This is a genomic window from Streptomyces sp. NBC_00289, from assembly GCF_041435115.1.
Taxonomy (GTDB): domain Bacteria; phylum Actinomycetota; class Actinomycetes; order Streptomycetales; family Streptomycetaceae; genus Streptomyces.
This window is the reverse complement of sequence record NZ_CP108046.1, coordinates 1,763,526-1,781,271: the sequence shown is the minus strand read 5'-3', so window position 1 is coordinate 1,781,271 and position 17,746 is coordinate 1,763,526. Positions and strand designations below refer to the sequence as shown.

The following is a 17,746-nucleotide window of genomic DNA, read 5'->3' as shown; positions in this document are numbered from 1 at the left end:
CGGTCCGCTCAGTCCGCGATCCGGTCGATCTGGCGGAGCTTGTTCGTGGCGTCCAGGGCCGCGATCTTGTAGGACTCCGCGAGCGTCGGGTAGTTGAACACGGCGTCGACCAGGTAGTCGACCGTGCCGCCGCAGCCCATCACGGACTGCCCGATGTGGATGAGTTCGGTGGCCCCGGTGCCGAAGCAGTGCACGCCGAGCAGCGTGCGGTCCACGGGCGAGACCAACAGCTTCAGCATGCCGTGCGAGTCGCCGATGATCTGCCCGCGGGCCAGCTCCCGGTAGCGCGAGATGCCCACCTCGAACGGCACCCGGTCGTCGGTGAGCTGGTCCTCGGTCCGGCCCACGAAGGAGATCTCCGGGATGGTGTAGATGCCGATGGGCTGGAGGTTGTGCATCCGGCCGACGGGTTCCCCGCAGGCGTGGTACGCCGCCGAACGCCCCTGCTCCATCGACGTCGCCGCCAGTGCCGGGAAGCCGATGACGTCGCCGACGGCGTAGATGTGCGGCACCTGCGTGCGGTAGTGCTCGTCGACCGTGATGCGGCCGCGCCGGTCCGCGGACAGCCCGGCCTTGTCGAGGTCGAGGTCGTCGGTCAGGCCCTGCCGGCCGGCGGAGTACATCACCGCGTCGGCCGGTATCTTCTTGCCGCTCTCCAGAACGGTGAGCGTGCCGCGGGCATGCCGCTCGACCGCGGCGACCGTCTCGCCGAAACGGAACGTCACGGCGAGGTCCCGCAGGTGGTACTTGAGCGACTCGATGACCTCGACGTCGCACATGTCGAGCATCCCGGCACGCTTCTCGACCACGGTGACCTTGCTGCCGAGGGCGGCGAACATGGACGCGTACTCCATGCCGATCACGCCGGCACCGACGATGACCATGGAACGCGGCACCCGTTCGAGAGCCAGGACGTTGTCCGAGTCCATGATCGTGCGGTCGTCGAACTCGACGCTGTCGGGCCGCGCCGGCCGGGTACCGGTCGCGATGACGATGTGCTCGGCGCTCAGCACCCGTTCCTGGCCGGTGATCTCGCGCAGGGCCACGGTGTGGTCGTCGACGAACCGTCCCGTACCGCCGTACAGCGACACGTGGTTGCGGGACAACTGGCTGCGGATGACGTCCACCTCGCGGCCGACCACGTGCTGGGTGCGGGCGGTCAGGTCGGCGACGGTGATGTCCTCCTTGAGCCGGTAACTCTGGCCGTAGAGGTCGCGTTGGGTGAGGCCGGTGAGGTAGAGCACCGCCTCCCGCAGGGTCTTGGAGGGGATGGTGCCGGTGTGGATGGAGACCCCGCCGACCATGTCGGGGCGGTCGATGACGGCCACCCGGCGGCCCAGTTTGGCCGCGGCGATGGCGGCCTTCTGGCCACCCGGACCGGATCCGAGGACGAGCATGTCGAAGTCGGGCACTTCAGGAGTCTGTCAGTCGTGGGGCCTTCACCGGAAGAGTGAACGAGCGACCACCGGCCCCGGTGTGCCGCCCGGCCGGACCGAAGACGCTCGGGTGAACATCGCAGGAAGCGGCGAAAGTTGGCTCCGGGGGCGCCGTGGTGGCGCCCGCCGACTGACGTGACAGGGGCCGCGGCGCGATACTGAGGGCATGGGCCATCACCTCGGCGACACCAGCACACCCGCCCGACTGGCCGCCCCCGGCGAGGGCATCGGCCGGGACGAACTGGCACTCGCCACCCGCAACCACGGCCTGCCGCTGGAAGCGCTGCGCCACGACCTCACTCCGCCGGGCCTGCACTACGTCCTGACGCACTACGACATCCCGTACGTCCCCGAGGGCTCGCCCTGGCCGCTGACCGTCACCGGCCGGGTGCGCCGCCCGCTGCGCCTGGAGGCGGCCGACCTGCGGGCGTTTCCCCGGGTCACCACGCGGGTGACGATGGAGTGCGCGGGCAACGGGCGGGCGCTGCTGAGCCCCCGCCCGGTGAGCCAGCCCTGGCTGGTGGAGGCCGTCGGCACCGCCGAGTGGACCGGTGTTCCGCTGCGGCTGCTGCTCGCCGAGGCCGGGATGGAGCCGGACGCCGTCGACGTGGTGTTCACCGGCGCCGACCACGGCGTGGAGCGCGGCGTCGAGCAGGACTACCAGCGCTCACTGCCCGTACGGGTGGCCACGGGCGGTGAACCCGAGGTACTGGTGGCGGACGAGATGAACGGCGCCCCGCTGCCCCCGCAGCACGGCAGCCCGCTGCGCCTGGTCGTCCCCGGCTGGTACGGGATGGCGCACGTGAAGTGGCTGCGCACGGTCACCGTCACGGACGAGCCCTTCACCGGCTTCCAGCAGACCGTCGCCTACCGGCTGCGGCAGCACCCCGGCGACGAGGGCGAGCCGGTCACCCGGATCGCGCCGCGCGCCCTGCTGGTCCCGCCCGGATTCCCGGACTTCATGTCCCGGACCCGGATCGTGCGGCCGGGCCCGCTGACCCTGGAGGGACGCGCCTGGTCGGGCACGGCACCGGTGCTGCGGGCCGAGGTCAGCACCGACGGCGGCCGCACCTGGCACGAGGCCGAGGTGGAGCCGGACGCCGGCCACCGCTGGGCGTGGCGGCGCTGGCGGTTCGCGTGGACGGCGACACCCGGCGAGCACGTGCTCTGCGCGCGGGCCACCGACGCCGACGGGCACCGCCAGCCGCTGGAACAGCCCTGGAACCGGGGCGGTTTCGCCAACAACCTCGTCCAACAGGTCCCGGTCGTCTGCCTGGAGGCCGAGGACTCCTAGGACCCCGAGGACCTCAGGACGCATGAGCGGCCGCGCGGCACCGGCCCGTGCAGAGGGCGTCGGCGGCCGCGCGGACGGGCTGGCGGGCGGGTCAGGGCAGCAGCTTCTCCATGGCGGCGGGCCCCTCCTCCGCCAGCTTGCGCCTGGCCCATTCCAGGCTCTTCGGGGTGAGGTCCTTGCCCGAGGCGAGCACCAGGTCCTCCGGTGACACATCGGTGCCGGTACGGGTGTGGAGCAGGGCGTCCGGGGTGGCACGGTCCTCGGACGGCCCGGACGCGTCGGGCTGTGACGTCGGCATGATCTGCTCCTCGGATCCGGATCAGTCTTCGGTCCCGGTGCTGTCATCGGGTCCGCTATCACCATTCAACGCGCGAGCGCACCGTGCATCCCGAGGCACCGGTCGCTTCCGGCTCGGCGGCTCCCGCACAGGACCGGAGTACCGCCCAGGACGGTACCCAACCCTCCACGGGGCGCGGCCTCGCGCCGGGATGCCCGGACCTGCGGGCGGGCGTCTAATGGTGATATCGAACGACTCGGCCGACAGGGAAAACGAGGGCCATGTCACCCACCCAAAGCAGCAGCGCAGGGGGCGGGAAGACCGAGACTCGAGGGGGTCTGCGACGGCTGGGGGAGTGGTGCGCCCGGCACTTCGTGATCGTCATCGTGGCCTGGCTCGTCGCGCTGGTCGCCCTCCAGGTCGTCAACCGCACCTTCAGCGGCACGTATTCAGACAACTTCTCGCTGCCCGGATCGCAGTCCCAGCAGGGCCTCGACATCCTGCAGAAGCACGACCCGGCCGCCGGTGGCTACAGCAGCCAGATCGTCCTGCACGACGGCCAGAAGCAGCTGTCCTCGCTGAGCTCGCAGATGTCCACCACGGTCGGGGACCTGCAGAAACTCCCGCACGTCCTGTCCGCGCAGAACCCGCTGACGGCGTCCTCGTCGCAGTCGCAGTCCTCGCCGAACGTCGGCCCCCTGTCCACCGACGGCAAGACGGCCTACATCACGGTCCGTTTCGACGTACAGCCCTCGACCCTGGGCGACGGCTATCTGCACGGCGTGGACGACTCCGTCCAGCCACTGAGGGCGGCCGGCGCCGACGTCGAGTACGGCGGACCGCTCGGTGAACTGGCGCGGCCGGCCGCCGACGACCGGGTCAGCGAACTGATCGGCTTCGCGGTGGCGATCGTCGTCCTGCTGATCGGCTTCGGCAGTGTCATCGCCGCCGGCCTGCCCCTGGTGACCGCCCTGATCAGCGTCATCTGCGGACTGGCCGGGCTCGGGCTGCTCGCCGCCGCGTTCACCTTCGCGACCGTGTCGCCGACCCTGGCCACGATGATCGGACTCGGCGTCGGCATCGACTACGCGCTGTTCCTGGTCACCCGTCACCGACAGAACCTCATCAACGGCGTCGGTCCGGTGCGCTCGGCAGGCCAGGCCACCGCCACCAGCGGCCGCGCGGTGCTCGTCTCCGGCTGCACGGTGATCATCGCCCTGGCCGGCCTGTACGCCTCCGGTGTGTCCTTCATCGGCAAACTCGGTCTCGCCGCCGCCGTGACGGTCGTCTCCGCCGTCCTGGGGGCGCTGACCCTGGTGCCCGCCCTGCTGGGCCTGATCGGCCGCCGCATCGACCGCCTCCGGGTGCGCCGCCCGGTCGCCGAGACGGACGCGGGGGAGGGCGAGACGCCTCACGGGACCTGGCACCGCTACGCGCAGCGGGTCGAGCGGCGGCCGTGGCAGTACCTGGCCGCGGGCGTGACGACGGTCGTGATCCTCGCCATTCCGCTCTTCTCCATCCAGCTCGGTCACATCGGTGACGGCGCCGATCCCACCTCCTTCACCGACCGGCGGGCCTACGACCTGATGACGAACGCCTTCGGCCCCGGCTCCAACGGTCCGCTCACCGTCGTCATCGACCAGACGTCGGTGTCGTCCTCGCAGCGCTCCGACCTCTCCTCGCAGGCCCAGAAGACGCTGAACGCGGTGGCGGGCGCCGCCAAGGTCACCCCGCTGACAGCCACCCAGGACGGGGACGTCCTGATCTCCACGGTCTACTCGAAGCAGTCCCCGCAGGACGCCGGCACCACGGACCTGACAAACCGTCTGGTCGACGACACGCTGCCCGCCGCGGTCTCCGGCACGGACGCCAAGGGGTACGTCACCGGGACCACGGCCGCACAGGTCGACTTCCGTGACATCGTCGCGAGCCGGCTGCCCCTGATCATCGGCGTGGTGGTCGCCCTGGCCTTCCTGATCATCCTCGCCGTCTTCCGCGGCCTGCTCGTCGCGCTCAAGGCCGCCGTCCTCAACGTGCTGTCGATCGCGGCCTCGTACGGCGTCGTCGTCGCCGTCTTCCAGTGGGGCTGGGGCGGCCCCGCGCTCGGCGTCAACGGCAAGGTGCCCATCGAGAGCTACGTCCCGATGATGATGTTCGCGATCATCTTCGGGCTGAGCATGGACTACGAGATCTTCCTGCTCACCCGTGTGCACGAGGCCTGGCTGCGCACCGGGGACGCCAAGGCGTCGGTCGCCCACGCGCTGGAGATCACGGCGCGGGTCATCACCTGCGCGGCACTGATCATGGTCAGTGTCTTCGCGGCCTTCATCGTGAGCGACAACATCGTGATCAAGATGATGGGACTGGGGCTGGCCGTGAGCGTGCTCATCGACGCCACCGTCGTACGCCTGCTGATGGTCCCCGCGGTGATGACCCTGCTCGGGCCGCGTGCCTGGTGGACACCCCGCTGGCTCGACAAGGTTTTGCCGCACATCGACGCGGAGGGCGGGGGCGAGGAGCCGGCCGGCGTCAGTGACTCTCCGGCGGCCCGGGCTTCAGGACGAGCATCGTGACGTCGTCGTCGATGCTCGTGCTGTAGCGGAGCAGGTCCGCCCACACCCGCTCGGCGAGCCCGTCCGGTCCGCCGTCGGCGAGGCTCACGAGCCGCTCGGTGAGGGGATAGAACGCGCCACTGTCGTCGCGGGCCTCCCAGACGCCGTCCGACGCGAGGAAGAGCCGGTCCCCGGGCAGCAGCCGCACCGTGAGCCCGGCGGGCGGCCGGACGTCGGCCAGCCCGAGACCCAGCGGGGCGCCCGGCGGGACCTCGAGCGCGACGGCCTTGCCGTGGCGCAGCAGAACCGGCGCCGGGTGGCCGCAGGCGACGATCCGTACCGCGTCCGCGGCGGGGGAGAAGTCGAGCAGTACGGCCGTGGCGAACAGTTCGGAGTGCCGTACGCCCGACGAGTCGACCACCAGCCTGCGGTCGAGCCGCTCGGCCACCGACTCCGGGTCCGGCTGGTCGAGGGCCGCCTCGCGGAACGCACCCAGCAGCGCGGCGACCGTCGAGACAGCGGCCAGACCGTGTCCCTGCACGTCGCCCATGACCGCCCGTGTGCCGAGCGGCCCCTCGCGTACGTCGAAGAAGTCCCCGCCCACCAGCGTGCCGCGCTGCGCCGCCCGGTACAGGCCCGCGCATCGCACCGGGCCGACCCGCTCCGGCAGTGGCGGTACGACCGCCCGCTGCGCGGCCTCCGCGACGGCGCGTTCGGTGACCAGTTGTGCGTCGCGACGGCTGCGGACGAAGGACACCACCACGCTCAGCGCCGCGACGAAGCAGACGGTGAGCAGGTCGGCGCTGCCGGGATCGTCGAGGTGGAAGACGGGAACGCTCAGCACGACGACCACCAGGCCGCCGAGGACGGCGGTTCCCGCGGGCCCGTACGACAGGACGGCCAGCGGCGGGATGGCGCCCAGCAGGAAACCGATGTCGAGCCGGTGTCCGTAGGCCAGTGTCGCGGCGCACACGCCCAGCAGGAGGGCGACGGGCAGGGCCCGGATCCAGCCCGGCGGCGGCGCGCCGCGCAGCCAGCTCCGCCGGTCCCGCTCGCCCGCCGCCGCCCCACCGCGCTCTCTGCTCACCCCTCCACGCTGCTACGCCGGAGTGGGCGCCGCACGCGGGGGCAGACCGTCTTCGCGTGCTCCACGGCGGAAACGGCAGCATGGATGACCTAAAGAGAAGGGCCATTTGCCTAAAGGCTTTAGGTAGCCGCATACTCGAATTCGCCGCACGAGGGGACGACGATGGCACGCGCAGGACTGACCACACAGCGCCTGGTCCAGGCGGGGGCGGAGCTGTCCGACGAGGTCGGCTTCGAGCAGGTGACCGTCTCGGCGCTGGCCCGGCGGTTCGACGTCAAGGTCGCGAGCCTGTACTCGCACGTGAGGAACTCCCAGGACCTCAAGACCGGGATCGCCCTGCTCGCCCTGGAGGAGCTCGCCGACCGGGGCGCCGCCGCGCTGGCCGGACGGGCGGGCAAGGACGCCCTGGCCGCCCTGGGCAACGTCTACCGGGACTACGCGCGCGAGCACCCCGGCCGTTATGCCGCGACCCGGCTGAGGCTGGACCCGGCGGCGGCCGCCGCCAGTGCCGGCGGCAGGCACGCCCAGATGACACGGGCGATCCTGCGCGGCTACGACCTGACCGAGCCGGACCAGACCCACGCGGTCCGGCTGCTGGGCAGCGTCTTCCACGGCTACGTCAGCCTCGAACTGGCCGGCGGGTTCAGCCACAGCGTCCCCGACTCGCAGGAGAGCTGGTCGAGGATCCTCGACGCCGTCGACGCCCTGCTGCGCAACTGGCCGCCCGCGGCCTGACGGGGCCGCCCGGCCGCCGTACGGCCGCGTTCCCGCCGGCCCGCGCGGCGGCGGACCCGAAGCCAAGCCCCCGAACACTTCGATCAACAGGTTGAGGCCATGCACAACGACGACTGGATCCACACGCCCGTCACCGCCGGCCTGCTGCGCGGCGCACTCGACGTGGAGCACACCGAGCACGGCATACTGCCGCACCGGCTGCCCGCCCGGGCCCGCGCCCAGTGCGCCGACGGACAGCTGGCCATGGCGGAGTCCCAGCCCTCCGGCGTACGGCTGGTCTTCCGCACCCGGGCCACCGCCGTCGAACTGGACACGATCCCCACCAAACGGGTCTACGTCGGCGCCCCGCCCCGCCCGGACGGCGTGTACGACCTGCTCGTCGACGGCCGCCTGACCGGTCGGGCCGGCGTGCCGGGCGGCAACACCCTGACCATCGACATGACCACCGGGACCACGGAGCGCCGGCCGGGCCCGCCCGGGACCCTCCGCTTCACCGACCTGCCGGAGGGCGTCAAGGACGTCGAGATCTGGCTCCCGCACAACGAGACCACCGAACTCCTCGCCCTGCGCACCGACGCCCCCGTCGAACCCGCCCGGGACCCGGGCCGCAGGGTGTGGCTGCACCACGGCAGTTCGATCAGCCACGGCTCCGACGCCGCCGGCCCCACCGCCACCTGGCCCGCGCTCGCCGCGGCCCTCGGCGGAGTGGAACTGATCAACCTGGGCCTGGGCGGTAGCGCCCTGCTGGACCCGTTCACCGCCCGCGCCCTCCGGGACACCTCCGCGGACCTGATCAGTGTCAAGATCGGCATCAACCTGGTCAACGCCGACCTGATGCGTCTGCGCGCCTTCGGCCCCGCGGTCCATGGATTCCTCGACACCATTCGCGAAGGCCACCCCGACACGCCCCTGTTGGTCGTCTCGCCGATCCTGTGCCCCATCCACGAGGACACGCCCGGCCCGAGCGCCCCGGACCTCGGGAACCTCAGCGACGGGCGACTGCGGTTCGTGGCCATGGGCGACCCCGCGGAGCGGGCGGGCGGGAAACTGACCCTGCGCGTCATCCGGGACGAGCTGGCCCGGATCGTGGCACAGCGGGCGGCCGAGGACCCGAACCTGCACCACCTCGACGGGCGCGACCTGTACGGCGAGGAGGATTTCGCCGAACTGCCGTTGCCCGACCAGCTCCACCCGGACGCCGCCGCCCACCGCCGCATCGGCGAACGCTTCGCCGCGCTCGCCTTCGACGGCCAGGGCGCCTTCACGGACCGCGACGTCTGAAACCGGACCGGCCGCCCCCCTCGGCGCGACCCCCCTAGAACGGCGTGAGCGTCAGCCGGATCCCGGTGGGTGCCGTGTCCTGGACGTAGGAGGCGAGGTCGGCCACGTCGTCGAAGGCGAAGCCGTACGCCCTGCCGTCCTCGGTGGCCGCGTGCATCGCCTTGGCGTAGTGGTTGGTGAGCGCCGTCCGGTAGAAGGCCGAGGCGTCGGTCGTCGGCTGCGCGGACGCGCCGAGCAGCGTCGAGCGGTTGAACCCGGCGCCGAGGACGGCGGCGACGGGGCCGGTCGTGCCGTCGTTGGGCGCGGCGAGACCGCCGTCGCAGAACAGCACGTCCCGGGTGGAGGGCTTGGCGAAGGAGACCTGGGCGGGCCCGTCGAAGGTGAGCCGCCCGCCGCGCACCCGCCCGGTGAAGGTACCGGCGTCGGTGGCGACGGTGAGGTCCCGGCCGGTGTACGTGCTCCACACCTCGTCGATGTACGGGGCGAAGTAGTCGGCCGGGAACAGACCGGCGTCCAGACCGTGGCCGGGGGCGAGGACGCGTGTGTCGTCCACCACCAGCGGCGCGAACTCCTCGACCTGCCGTACGGCGGTGAAGGCGGCCGCCCGTCCGCCGTCGCGCAGGGTTCCCGTCGTCTGGTCCTTGGCGCCGGTGAGCCGGATGCCGAGCGGCACACTGAACATGTCCACCATGGTCGTGTTGCAGAACATCCCGGCGGAGTTGTACGTGAACTCGCAACAGTCGTGCAGCACCGCGTAGTTGGGGTCCGAGGCCACCCAGCCGGCGGGGTACTGCAGGGCGGCGTCGCCGTTGCCGTCCGTCACGGCCCTGAACTTGAGCTTCCGGCCCAGCGCGACATAGACGCGGCCCGACATGTACGGCAGGGACAGCCGCGTCTCGCCGCTGCCGGAGAGGCTGATCGCGTAGTCGGTGAAGCCGTCGGCGCCGTTGTCCGCCAGGGCGACGGGCGCGAGGGTGCCGTCCGGAGTGACCCGCACCTGCCTGCCGTCCTGGTTCCCCACGATGTAGAGGTGGACGCTCGCATTGTCGAACGACCCGCTCGCGTTGACGATCGTCAGCGGAAGGCCGCCGGCGGCGGGCTCGGCCGCGTCGTCGCCCGCTGCCGGGCCCGCGAGAGCGTGCGGGGCCAGCGCGGCGACCGCGGGAACGGCCACCGCGGCACCGCCGAGGGCGGCGAGGAGCTTACGTCGGCTGAGGCCGCGTTGGTGACGTGCTGTCATGTGGGGGCTCTCCCGGTGTACTTGTGCGGGTGCGGGGCCCGGCAGGGCGAACAGGTGGTGAGAGCGCTCTCTCGATGTGCGTGGGCGCCCTTGCCGGGCCCCGATGCTACGGACGGACGCCGGTCCGGCCAAGCCGTCCGGATTGGCCTCAAATCCCGTTGACCTGCGGTTACTTGAGAAGGATGTAGAGCACCACGATCGCTTAACCCCGTTTTAAGGATCAGTTAAGCGGTGGACGCGGCCCATGTGGGCCCTCTAGCGTGTGAACCCGCGCCCCGAGACCGACGGAAGGAGGCGAGTGCCGTGCCGTTCACATCGTTCCAGCGCTCCCTTCCCGTCGACCCGGCGTGCACTGTCACCTGACCGGGAGCGCCACAGGCAGTACGCATCCCGGAGGAACCCATGACCGATCTGGTCATCCGTGCGCTCGACGCGAGCGACGCACAGCTTTTCGACACCATGCAGGACCCGCTCGACGTCGGTGCGGCGCACCGCACCACCCGCCACCGCCCCGACTGGAAGCGGGTGGCGCTGCGAGACGGCCGGGTCGTCGCACGCGGCGCCTGGTGGGGCGGCCCCGACGACACCGAGCCGGTCGTCCTCAACTGGTTCGACGTGGCCGAGGGGGAGCAGGAGGCGGGGGTCGAACTCCTGCGCACCGCGCCCTGGCAGGTGGAAGCCGAACTGAACCTGCCCGGCGGCTGGCGCGAGGACCCGTCGCTGCGCGCCGCCGCCGACACACGCTTCACCGCTCTGCGCGCCGCCGGCTACGAACTCCTCGTGGAGCGCTTCCTGTACCGGTGGACCCCCGAGTGCGGCCTGCCCGAGCGACCCGGACGCCTGGTGTTCGCCCCCGAGCCGGACGACGCCGTGTTCCTCGAGGCGCTGCGCCGCATCCACTCCGCCACACTGGACGCCCACGCGCTCATCGCCATCGAGCAGGGCGGTGTCGACCAGGCCGCCCGGGAGGAACTCGACTTCTTCAACTGGTGCCCCTCGCCCCGGGAGTGGTGGCAGGTCGCCCACACCCCGGCCGGAGAGCCGGTCGGGATCCACATCCCCGCGCACAATCCTTCGGGCCCCTGCGTCGGGTTCATCGGTGTGCTGCCGCAGCAGCGCGGCCACGGCTACGCCTTCGACCTCCTCGCGGAGTGCACCCACTTCCTCGTGGAACACGGGGCGGAGTTCGTCGCCGCCGCCACCGACCAGGGCAACCACCCGATGGCCGCCCAGTTCGCCCGGGCCGGGTACCCGGTGGTGCGGGAACGCGTCAACTTCCAGTTCCGCAAGGCCGCCGGCGAGGACAGGTCCTAGGCGCACACGCGGGTCCGGCCCGTGGCCGGGCGCCCGCCGCGCGTGGGTGCACCCCGTCTCTGACCCGCGGTTTTCCTTATTCCATGTTTACCTTCGCCATCTGCGTGCATTCGGCAGAGGAACGCAGTTTCGGATTGTTCGAGGAGGATGACGTGGGCATCATTGCCTGGATTCTGATCGGCCTGCTGGCCGGTGCCATCGCCAAGCTGCTGCTGCCCGGCAAGGACCCGGGCGGAATCATCATCACCATGCTGATCGGTATCGTGGGCGGCCTGCTCGGAGGCTGGCTGGGCAAGGTGATTTTCGGAGTCGACTCGATCGACGGTTTCTTCGACCTGTCGACCTGGGTGGCCGCGATCGTCGGTTCGCTGATCCTGCTCGTGCTCTACCGGGCGGTCACCGGGAACCGGCGTTCACACCGCCACGCCTGAGGCACCCGCCTCAGCCGGCGTCGCCGTTCAGCGCGAGGTCGGCCGAGGCGAGTATCTCCGTGACGCGTAGACCGAACGCGGCGTCACACGAGTGCGGCCGTCCACTGCGGGCGGCCGCACTCAGTGCGTCCGCGGCCCGCATCAGGGCCGGGACGACCCCCTGCGCGCTGTCCGGAAGCAGCGCCACTCCCGCCTCGCCCCGCAGTTCGACGGCGGTCCCCGCCGCCGCCGGCGGCGCCGTCAGGCTGAGCGTGAGGGTGCTGGAGGCACCACCGGTGTGATCGAGGACGAGATGGACGGTGTCCCGCGGCCCACGAGCGGCGGCCGCCACCCGTCGTACGTCGCCCAGCACCGGCAGGAGCACGGACAGGGCGTGCGGGCCCACGTCCCACAGCGCGCCGCTCTCCTGCCGCCAGGGTGAGGCGGCGAAGGGGCTGTCGCCGCCGGAGAAAACGGAACCCAGCCACTGTGCCCGGGCGGTGAACCAGCCCGCCCGGCCCGCCTGTTCGGCGATCCACGCCTCGGCCTCCGGCTGGAAGCGCGTCGTGAAGAACACCACGGAGGCCACCCCGGCCTCCCGTACCGCCTCGACCACCGCCCGGCCCTGCTGAACGGTCGGCGCGAGGGGCTTGTCCAGCAGCAGATGGCAGCCCGCCCGTGCGGCGCGCGGGGCGAGTTCGGCCTGGATCGCCGGAGGCAGCGCGACGGCGACGGCGTCGACGTCGGCGAACAGCGCGTCGACGTCGTCGTAGGACCGTGTGCCGTGACGCTCGGCCAGTTCCTTGGCGGCCTCCGGGCGGCGGCCCCACACACCGGCGAAGTCCAGCGCCGGGTGCTCGCTGAGAGCGGGCGCGTGAGCCATCTGGGCCCAGGGCCCGGTGCCGAGCAGTCCGATGCGCATACCGCCGCCTTCCACGCTGCCGAGTCCGGTGGACGGCCGACACCGTCCGGCCGCACGTGGGGCAGCGTTTCACAGGCACCGGGCCCGATGTCACCCCGGGCGGGGAGAACGGGCGGAGGCCGGACGCCGGGGTTGCTCGGCGGTGGTCGAGAGCCGGCGGCGGAATGGTGGTGGTCGGGCACCGGTGGCCGGGGGGCGGCAGAGGGAAGCCGGTGGTCGGGCGTTGGTGCCGGGAAGCCTGTGGTGGGGGCCGGAACTCGGATGCCGGTGCCGGGAAGGCGGTGGTGGCGGGGCCGGTGGTCGGATGCCGCCGGTCGGTGGCTCAGGCCGCGCGGTGCCGCGGGGCGTCGTGTTCCGCAGGGGCGTCCGGGACCGCGTGGACCCCTGCGCCCGCCTCCCTCGGCTCCGGAGCCGTCCCCGGCTCCGACCCGGGTTCCGCCGCTGAGTCCGCGTTCGCGCGGCCGCCTCGGATCAGGCGCAGATGCCTTCTCTGCGAGGCATGCCTGCGCCGCTGCGGCACGGGAGCGAGGAGACGGTCCTCCAGGCGGTCCGTGACCATCAGCAGGGTGGCCAGCAGGGGAAGCAGCAGAACGGCTACGAGGACCACGACGTACCTCTCGACCGGGTCATGGGGTGTGTCGGGTACTCCGCTCGCGGGGATTCATGGGTGCCCGGCAGGTGAAGAACCGGTGACGATCCATGGACTTGGCGTGGAGCGGCCTGGCGCGGCACCGCGCTGTGCCGGCGCACAGCGTCACGGCACGGCGTGAGTGACGGCCTCGCAGCCGTCGCCGCGGGCCGGGTCCGCCCGGGCCCGCCGTGCTCCCGGAGACCGGTGAGATTGCCGGTCCCAAGGGGCCGCACGGGCGCCGACAGTGGCATCGCCAGCCCAACGGCGACGGCGATCGGCCGAGTTCACGAACGCGTACCGCGTCCCCGTGCCCCGACTCCGGCCAGGCCGCTCCGCCACGACAGAGAGGACGACTCGTCGTGCAGCAACCCCCACACCCCATCGTTGCCGCCAGCCCCTCCAGCCCCACAGGTTCCGCACCCGCGTCCGTCCGCCGTCGGACGGGCCGGTTCGCGGCCCTCGTGACGGCGCTGGCCGCGGTCGCCGGACTCGGCACACTGGCGAGCCCGGGAGCCCACGCGGCGGACAACCCGTACGAGCGTGGCCCGGCGCCGACCAATGCGAGCATCGAGGCACAGCGCGGCCCGTACGCCGTGTCCCAGACCACCGTCTCCTCCCTCGCCGTCACCGGGTTCGGCGGCGGGACCGTCTACTACCCGACCAGCACGAGCGACGGAACCTTCGGCGCGATCGCCGTTTCGCCCGGCTACACCGGGACCCAGTCCTCCATCTCCTGGCTGGGACCGCGCCTGGCGTCCCAGGGCTTCGTCGTCTTCACCATCGACACGCTCACCACGCTGGACCAGCCGGACTCGCGCGGCCGCCAACTCCTGGCGGCCCTGGACTACCTCACCCAGCGCAGTGCGGTGCGCGGCCGGATCGACAGCGCCCGGCTCGGCGTCATGGGCCACTCCATGGGCGGCGGCGGCAGCCTCGAGGCCGCGAAGTCCCGTCCGTCCCTCCAGGCCGCGATTCCCCTCACTCCGTGGAACACGGACAAGACCTGGCCCGAGGTCACCACACCCACCCTGGTCGTCGGGGCGGACGGCGACACGATCGCCCCTGTCGCCACCCACGCCGAGCCCTTCTACGGCAGCCTTCCCAGCTCTCTCGACCGCGCCTACCTGGAGCTGAACGGCGCCACCCACTTCACCCCCAACTCGTCGAACACGACGATCGCGAAGTACAGCGTGTCCTGGCTCAAGCGGTTCATCGACAACGACACCCGCTACGAGCAGTTCCTGTGCCCGTTGCCGCAGCCGAGTCTGACGATCGAGGAGTACCGGGGCAACTGCCCGCACACGTCCTGACTCCGCCGGCGAAGGCGGTGGTGCGGCGGTCGCGCGCGGTGCGCGACCGCCGTCGTCGGTGTGCCGGTGCCCGCTTCCGCTCCGCGGTCACTGGGCGGTGGCACAAGCCGCGCCCTCACCCCGCCCGGGAAGGCGCTGGTGACACGGCTGATGGGCGTTCGGGCCTCGTGGACGTACCGCTTCCGGCTCGCGTTACGCGCGCGTAACTTCGCGGGATGACCGCACACACCGAGGCGACGGCGGCACCGCGGCTCCAGGGCGGTGAAACGGCACGACGAGCGGTGACCGCCGTGCTGGACCGGCTGAGGACCACAAGCGCGGTGCTCGTGATCGCCGGGGAGCCGGGCCTCGGCCGTACGACACTGCTGGACGAGGCCGTGCGTCGCTTCACGGCCGGACCCGTGCTTCATGTCCGGTGCGAGGAGCCGGAGTCACGCCTGCCGTACGGCGGGATGCGCGCGCTGATCCGAGCGGTGGCCGCCCTCACCGCCGCCCCGTCCGCCGCCGCCCCGTCCGCCGCCGCCCCGTCCGCCGCCGCCCCGGAGTCAGGGGTGGGGGCGGAGGAACTGCTCGCGGCCCTGGGGGCGGTGGCCGTCGATGTCCCGCTGCTGGTCTGCGTCGACGACGTGCACCGGTGGGGGGCGTCCTCGCGTGCCGTGCTGAGGCATGCGGCCGGCCGCCTCCACCCGGACGGACGGGTGGGCCTGATCGTCTCGGTCGCCCAACACCGCGGGACGGACCAGGAGTTCATCGGTCTGCCCATGGTGGAACTGGAGCCGCTCGACCCGTCCCGGGCCGCTGCCCTGCTCGACGAGGTGACGGACGCGACCATCGACCCCTGTGTGCGGGACGCGCTGGTGGAGGAGGCCGAGGGCAATCCGGCGCTGCTCCTGGCCCTGACCCGCCGGATGTCGTCGGCGCAGCTGCGCGGACGCCGGGCGTTACCGTCCCCGCCGGCCGACGCCGAGATGCTGGCGAGAGTGCTGGGGGAGCCCCCGAACGCGTTCGTGTCCGGCCGGGACGACCTGCTGCTGACCGCGGCGGCCGCCCTGCGCGAGGCGGAGGACGCCGACGTCGAACTTCTGGCGACGGCGGCGGGTCGCCCGGCCTCCGCCGCGATGATCACGACGGTCCCGGTGACGGCGGGATCCGGGACACTGCCCGACGGACTGGTCCTGGCAGACGGCCGCTTCCGATTCACGAGCCGGCTCCTGCGCAAGGCCGTCTACGCGGGGGCGTCCGCCGACCGACGCCATCGCGCGCACCTCGCGCTCGCCGGCCGGCTGGAGGCCCGGGGAGAACTCCTGCCCGCACTCCTGCACCGGTCCTGGTCCCTGTCTGACCGCGCGCCACAGATGGCGGCCGAACTGGCGGCCGCCGGTGCCGACATGACGGCCCCGGTCTCCCACCGGCTGCGCTCGGTGGCGTACGCCCGTGCCGCGGAACTGACCGTGAACGGCGCGGACCGGGCCGAGCGCTACACGGCCGCGGCCGAGCAGGCCCTGCTCGCTGGGCGGCCGCACCGGGCACTGCGGCTGCTCTCGGCGAGCCGCGCCTGTGCCGCCCCGGCCGCGGTGCACGGCCGCGCCGAACTGGTGCGGGGCAGAACGGAACTGCGCGACGGACCCGTCGCCGACGCGCACGCCTCCCTCCTGCTCGCCGCGACCCTGCTCGACACCGACGCCCCCGACCAGGCCGCCCTGGCCAGACTCGCGGCCGGAGACGCGGCCTGGTCGGCGGGTGACCGTGAGGCATGCCTCGCCGCGCTGGCGGACGGATGGACCGTGGGGGAGGAGACCGGCGTGACCCCGGGAGCCGGCGCCGACCTGTCGGCCCTCTCGGCCGGGACGAGCACGCCCACGGACGCGCCGTGTCCCGCCTCCGCGCCGCTCCCGACTGGGGCTGGTTCCCGCCCCGGGGTCGGTGCCGGCCCCGGTTCGGCCCGGTTCGAACCGGGACCCGCTCGTCCCCGTCCGGGGCGGAGCGAACCCGATGCCGTGCGTGACTACCGCCTCGGTATGCGGGCGGTACTGGAAGGGCGGCTGGACCGGGCGGCCCGGCCGCTCGGGCGGGTCGTGGGGTCGGCCGAAAGCGAGGACGACCCCGAGCGGCTCCTTCGGTCGGCGTCCGCGGCGCTGCTGCTCGGGCGGATCGGCGCCGCCCGCCGGGCCGGGGCGCGGGCACTGGCGGCGGCCCGTGCCAGGGGATCGGCCGTCCTCGTACCGCAGGCTCTGGAGTACCTGGCGTACGCGGAGTTGCGTGCCGGCCGGCACGCGCAGGCCCGCACACACGCGGAGGAGGGGCTGCGTGCCGCGTACGGTGCCGGCCAGCGGAACACCGCCGCCCATCACCACGCCGTGCTGGCTCTGGCCGCGTCCATCGAGGGGCACCCGGCCGTCGTCGGCGGACAGGTGACGGCCGCCCTGGCGACGGCCCGACGGCACGGACTGGCCCAGGTCGCCACCCTCGCCGAGTGGGCGGCGGCCCGTGCCGACCTGGGCCGCGGCCGCCCCGTCGACGCCGCCGACCGGCTCGGGCCCGTCGTGCGCCCGGGCTCCGGTCGCGGCCACTTCGCGGTGTGGATGCTCGCGGCGCCCTGCTTCGTGGAGGCCGCGGTGCTCGCCGGCCGGCCCGCGGACGCCCTGACGGTCGTGGCGGACTTCGCGGTGTGGGCGGACTTCGGCGCCGACCCGCAGGCTCCCGCCCAGCTGGTTCGCTGCCGGGCCCTGCTGGCCGAGCCGGACCGGGCCGACGCCCTGTACGGGCGGGCCCTGGCGCTGCACGAGGTGGCGGGCGGCGACTTCGAGCGGGCCCGGACCGCGCTGCTCTACGGCAGGTGGCTGCGGCGCCGCCGCCGGCTGCGCGAGGCCCGCGGCCACCTCGGGGCGGCGCTCGTGGGCTTCGAACGGTGCGGGGCGGCCGTATGGGCGGAGCAGGCCCGCGGAGAGCTCCGGGCGAACGGAACCGCTCCGCTCCCGGCGGGCGCGGGCACGCTGCGCCGGCTGACGCCGCAGCAACTGCGGATCGCGGGGTACGTCGCCCAGGGCGCCACCAACCGAGAGGTGGCCCTGAGCCTGGCCGTGAGCACCCGCACGGTCGACTACCACCTCCGGAACATCTTCGCCGTCCTCGGTGTGAGGTCCCGCATGGAACTGGCTCGCATGGTCGAGCAGGCGGAAAAGACCGCTGCACAACCCTAGGGACCGACCGGACGGTATGCCATCCTTCGGGGCAGGACGAGTCAGGTGGCAGGCACC

At 72.8% G+C, this 17,746-nt stretch carries 14 protein-coding genes; 8 read left to right on the top strand and 6 right to left on the bottom strand.

All coding sequences use genetic code 11. The annotated features are described in order from the left end of the window. Positions 1-8: 8 nt before the first annotated feature. Complete coding sequence (gene sthA / locus OG985_RS08545) at positions 9-1,412, bottom strand: Si-specific NAD(P)(+) transhydrogenase (protein ID WP_371667650.1); 1,404 nt, start codon at positions 1,410-1,412, stop codon at positions 9-11. Between the two features lie 190 nt (positions 1,413-1,602). Between sthA and OG985_RS08540 the strand changes: the two genes are divergently transcribed. Further along, on the top strand, positions 1,603-2,730 hold the full coding sequence (locus OG985_RS08540; protein ID WP_371667649.1) for a sulfite oxidase: 1,128 nt from the start codon (positions 1,603-1,605) through the stop codon (positions 2,728-2,730). A 91-nt stretch (positions 2,731-2,821) separates the two neighbouring features. Here the strand turns inward: OG985_RS08540 and OG985_RS08535 are convergent, their stop codons facing one another. After that, a complete protein-coding gene (locus tag OG985_RS08535; protein ID WP_371667648.1) occupies positions 2,822-3,028 on the bottom strand; it encodes a hypothetical protein in 207 nt (68 codons plus the stop codon). Positions 3,029-3,288: 260 nt separating this feature from the next. Here OG985_RS08535 and OG985_RS08530 point away from each other — a divergent pair, with 260 nt between their 5' ends. Continuing rightward, complete coding sequence (locus OG985_RS08530; protein WP_371667647.1) at positions 3,289-5,580, top strand: MMPL family transporter; 2,292 nt, start codon at positions 3,289-3,291, stop codon at positions 5,578-5,580. On the opposite strand, the gene OG985_RS08525 is transcribed toward OG985_RS08530, so the two are convergent. Beyond that, on the bottom strand, positions 5,537-6,646 hold the full coding sequence (locus tag OG985_RS08525) for a PP2C family protein-serine/threonine phosphatase (protein ID WP_371667646.1): 1,110 nt from the start codon (positions 6,644-6,646) through the stop codon (positions 5,537-5,539). The genes OG985_RS08530 and OG985_RS08525 overlap by 44 nt on opposite strands. A gap of 162 nt (positions 6,647-6,808) precedes the next feature. On the opposite strand from OG985_RS08525, the gene OG985_RS08520 reads away from it, so the two are divergent. Continuing rightward, positions 6,809-7,381, top strand: coding sequence for a TetR/AcrR family transcriptional regulator (locus OG985_RS08520; protein WP_371667645.1), 573 nt, complete (start codon positions 6,809-6,811; stop codon positions 7,379-7,381). A 99-nt stretch (positions 7,382-7,480) separates the two neighbouring features. Then, positions 7,481-8,662 carry a GDSL-type esterase/lipase family protein gene (locus OG985_RS08515; RefSeq protein WP_371667644.1) on the top strand — a complete coding sequence of 394 codons (1,182 nt, stop codon included), beginning with the start codon at positions 7,481-7,483 and terminating at the stop codon, positions 8,660-8,662. 34 nt (positions 8,663-8,696) lie between these two features. Here the strand turns inward: OG985_RS08515 and OG985_RS08510 are convergent, their stop codons facing one another. Next, on the bottom strand, positions 8,697-9,902 hold the full coding sequence (locus OG985_RS08510; protein WP_371667643.1) for a glycoside hydrolase family 64 protein: 1,206 nt from the start codon (positions 9,900-9,902) through the stop codon (positions 8,697-8,699). A gap of 402 nt (positions 9,903-10,304) precedes the next feature. Here OG985_RS08510 and OG985_RS08505 point away from each other — a divergent pair, with 402 nt between their 5' ends. Further along, positions 10,305-11,216: a GNAT family N-acetyltransferase gene (locus OG985_RS08505; RefSeq protein ID WP_371667642.1), complete on the top strand. Its 912-nt coding sequence runs from the start codon at positions 10,305-10,307 to the stop codon at positions 11,214-11,216. Positions 11,217-11,368: 152 nt separating this feature from the next. Further along, positions 11,369-11,647: a GlsB/YeaQ/YmgE family stress response membrane protein gene (locus OG985_RS08500; RefSeq protein WP_371674302.1), complete on the top strand. Its 279-nt coding sequence runs from the start codon at positions 11,369-11,371 to the stop codon at positions 11,645-11,647. A gap of 10 nt (positions 11,648-11,657) precedes the next feature. Here OG985_RS08500 and OG985_RS08495 read toward each other — a convergent pair whose 3' ends face one another. Beyond that, positions 11,658-12,548 carry a Gfo/Idh/MocA family protein gene (locus OG985_RS08495; protein ID WP_371667641.1) on the bottom strand — a complete coding sequence of 297 codons (891 nt, stop codon included), beginning with the start codon at positions 12,546-12,548 and terminating at the stop codon, positions 11,658-11,660. A gap of 322 nt (positions 12,549-12,870) precedes the next feature. Further along, complete coding sequence (locus OG985_RS08490; RefSeq protein ID WP_371667640.1) at positions 12,871-13,155, bottom strand: hypothetical protein; 285 nt, start codon at positions 13,153-13,155, stop codon at positions 12,871-12,873. A 383-nt stretch (positions 13,156-13,538) separates the two neighbouring features. On the opposite strand from OG985_RS08490, the gene OG985_RS08485 reads away from it, so the two are divergent. Together OG985_RS08485 and OG985_RS08480 are read left to right on the top strand one after the other, a co-directional pair. Beyond that, positions 13,539-14,489, top strand: a complete 951-nt coding sequence (locus tag OG985_RS08485; protein ID WP_371667639.1) for an alpha/beta hydrolase — start codon at positions 13,539-13,541, stop codon at positions 14,487-14,489. A gap of 215 nt (positions 14,490-14,704) precedes the next feature. After that, complete coding sequence (locus tag OG985_RS08480; protein ID WP_371667638.1) at positions 14,705-17,689, top strand: LuxR C-terminal-related transcriptional regulator; 2,985 nt, start codon at positions 14,705-14,707, stop codon at positions 17,687-17,689. Positions 17,690-17,746: the final 57 nt, after the last annotated feature.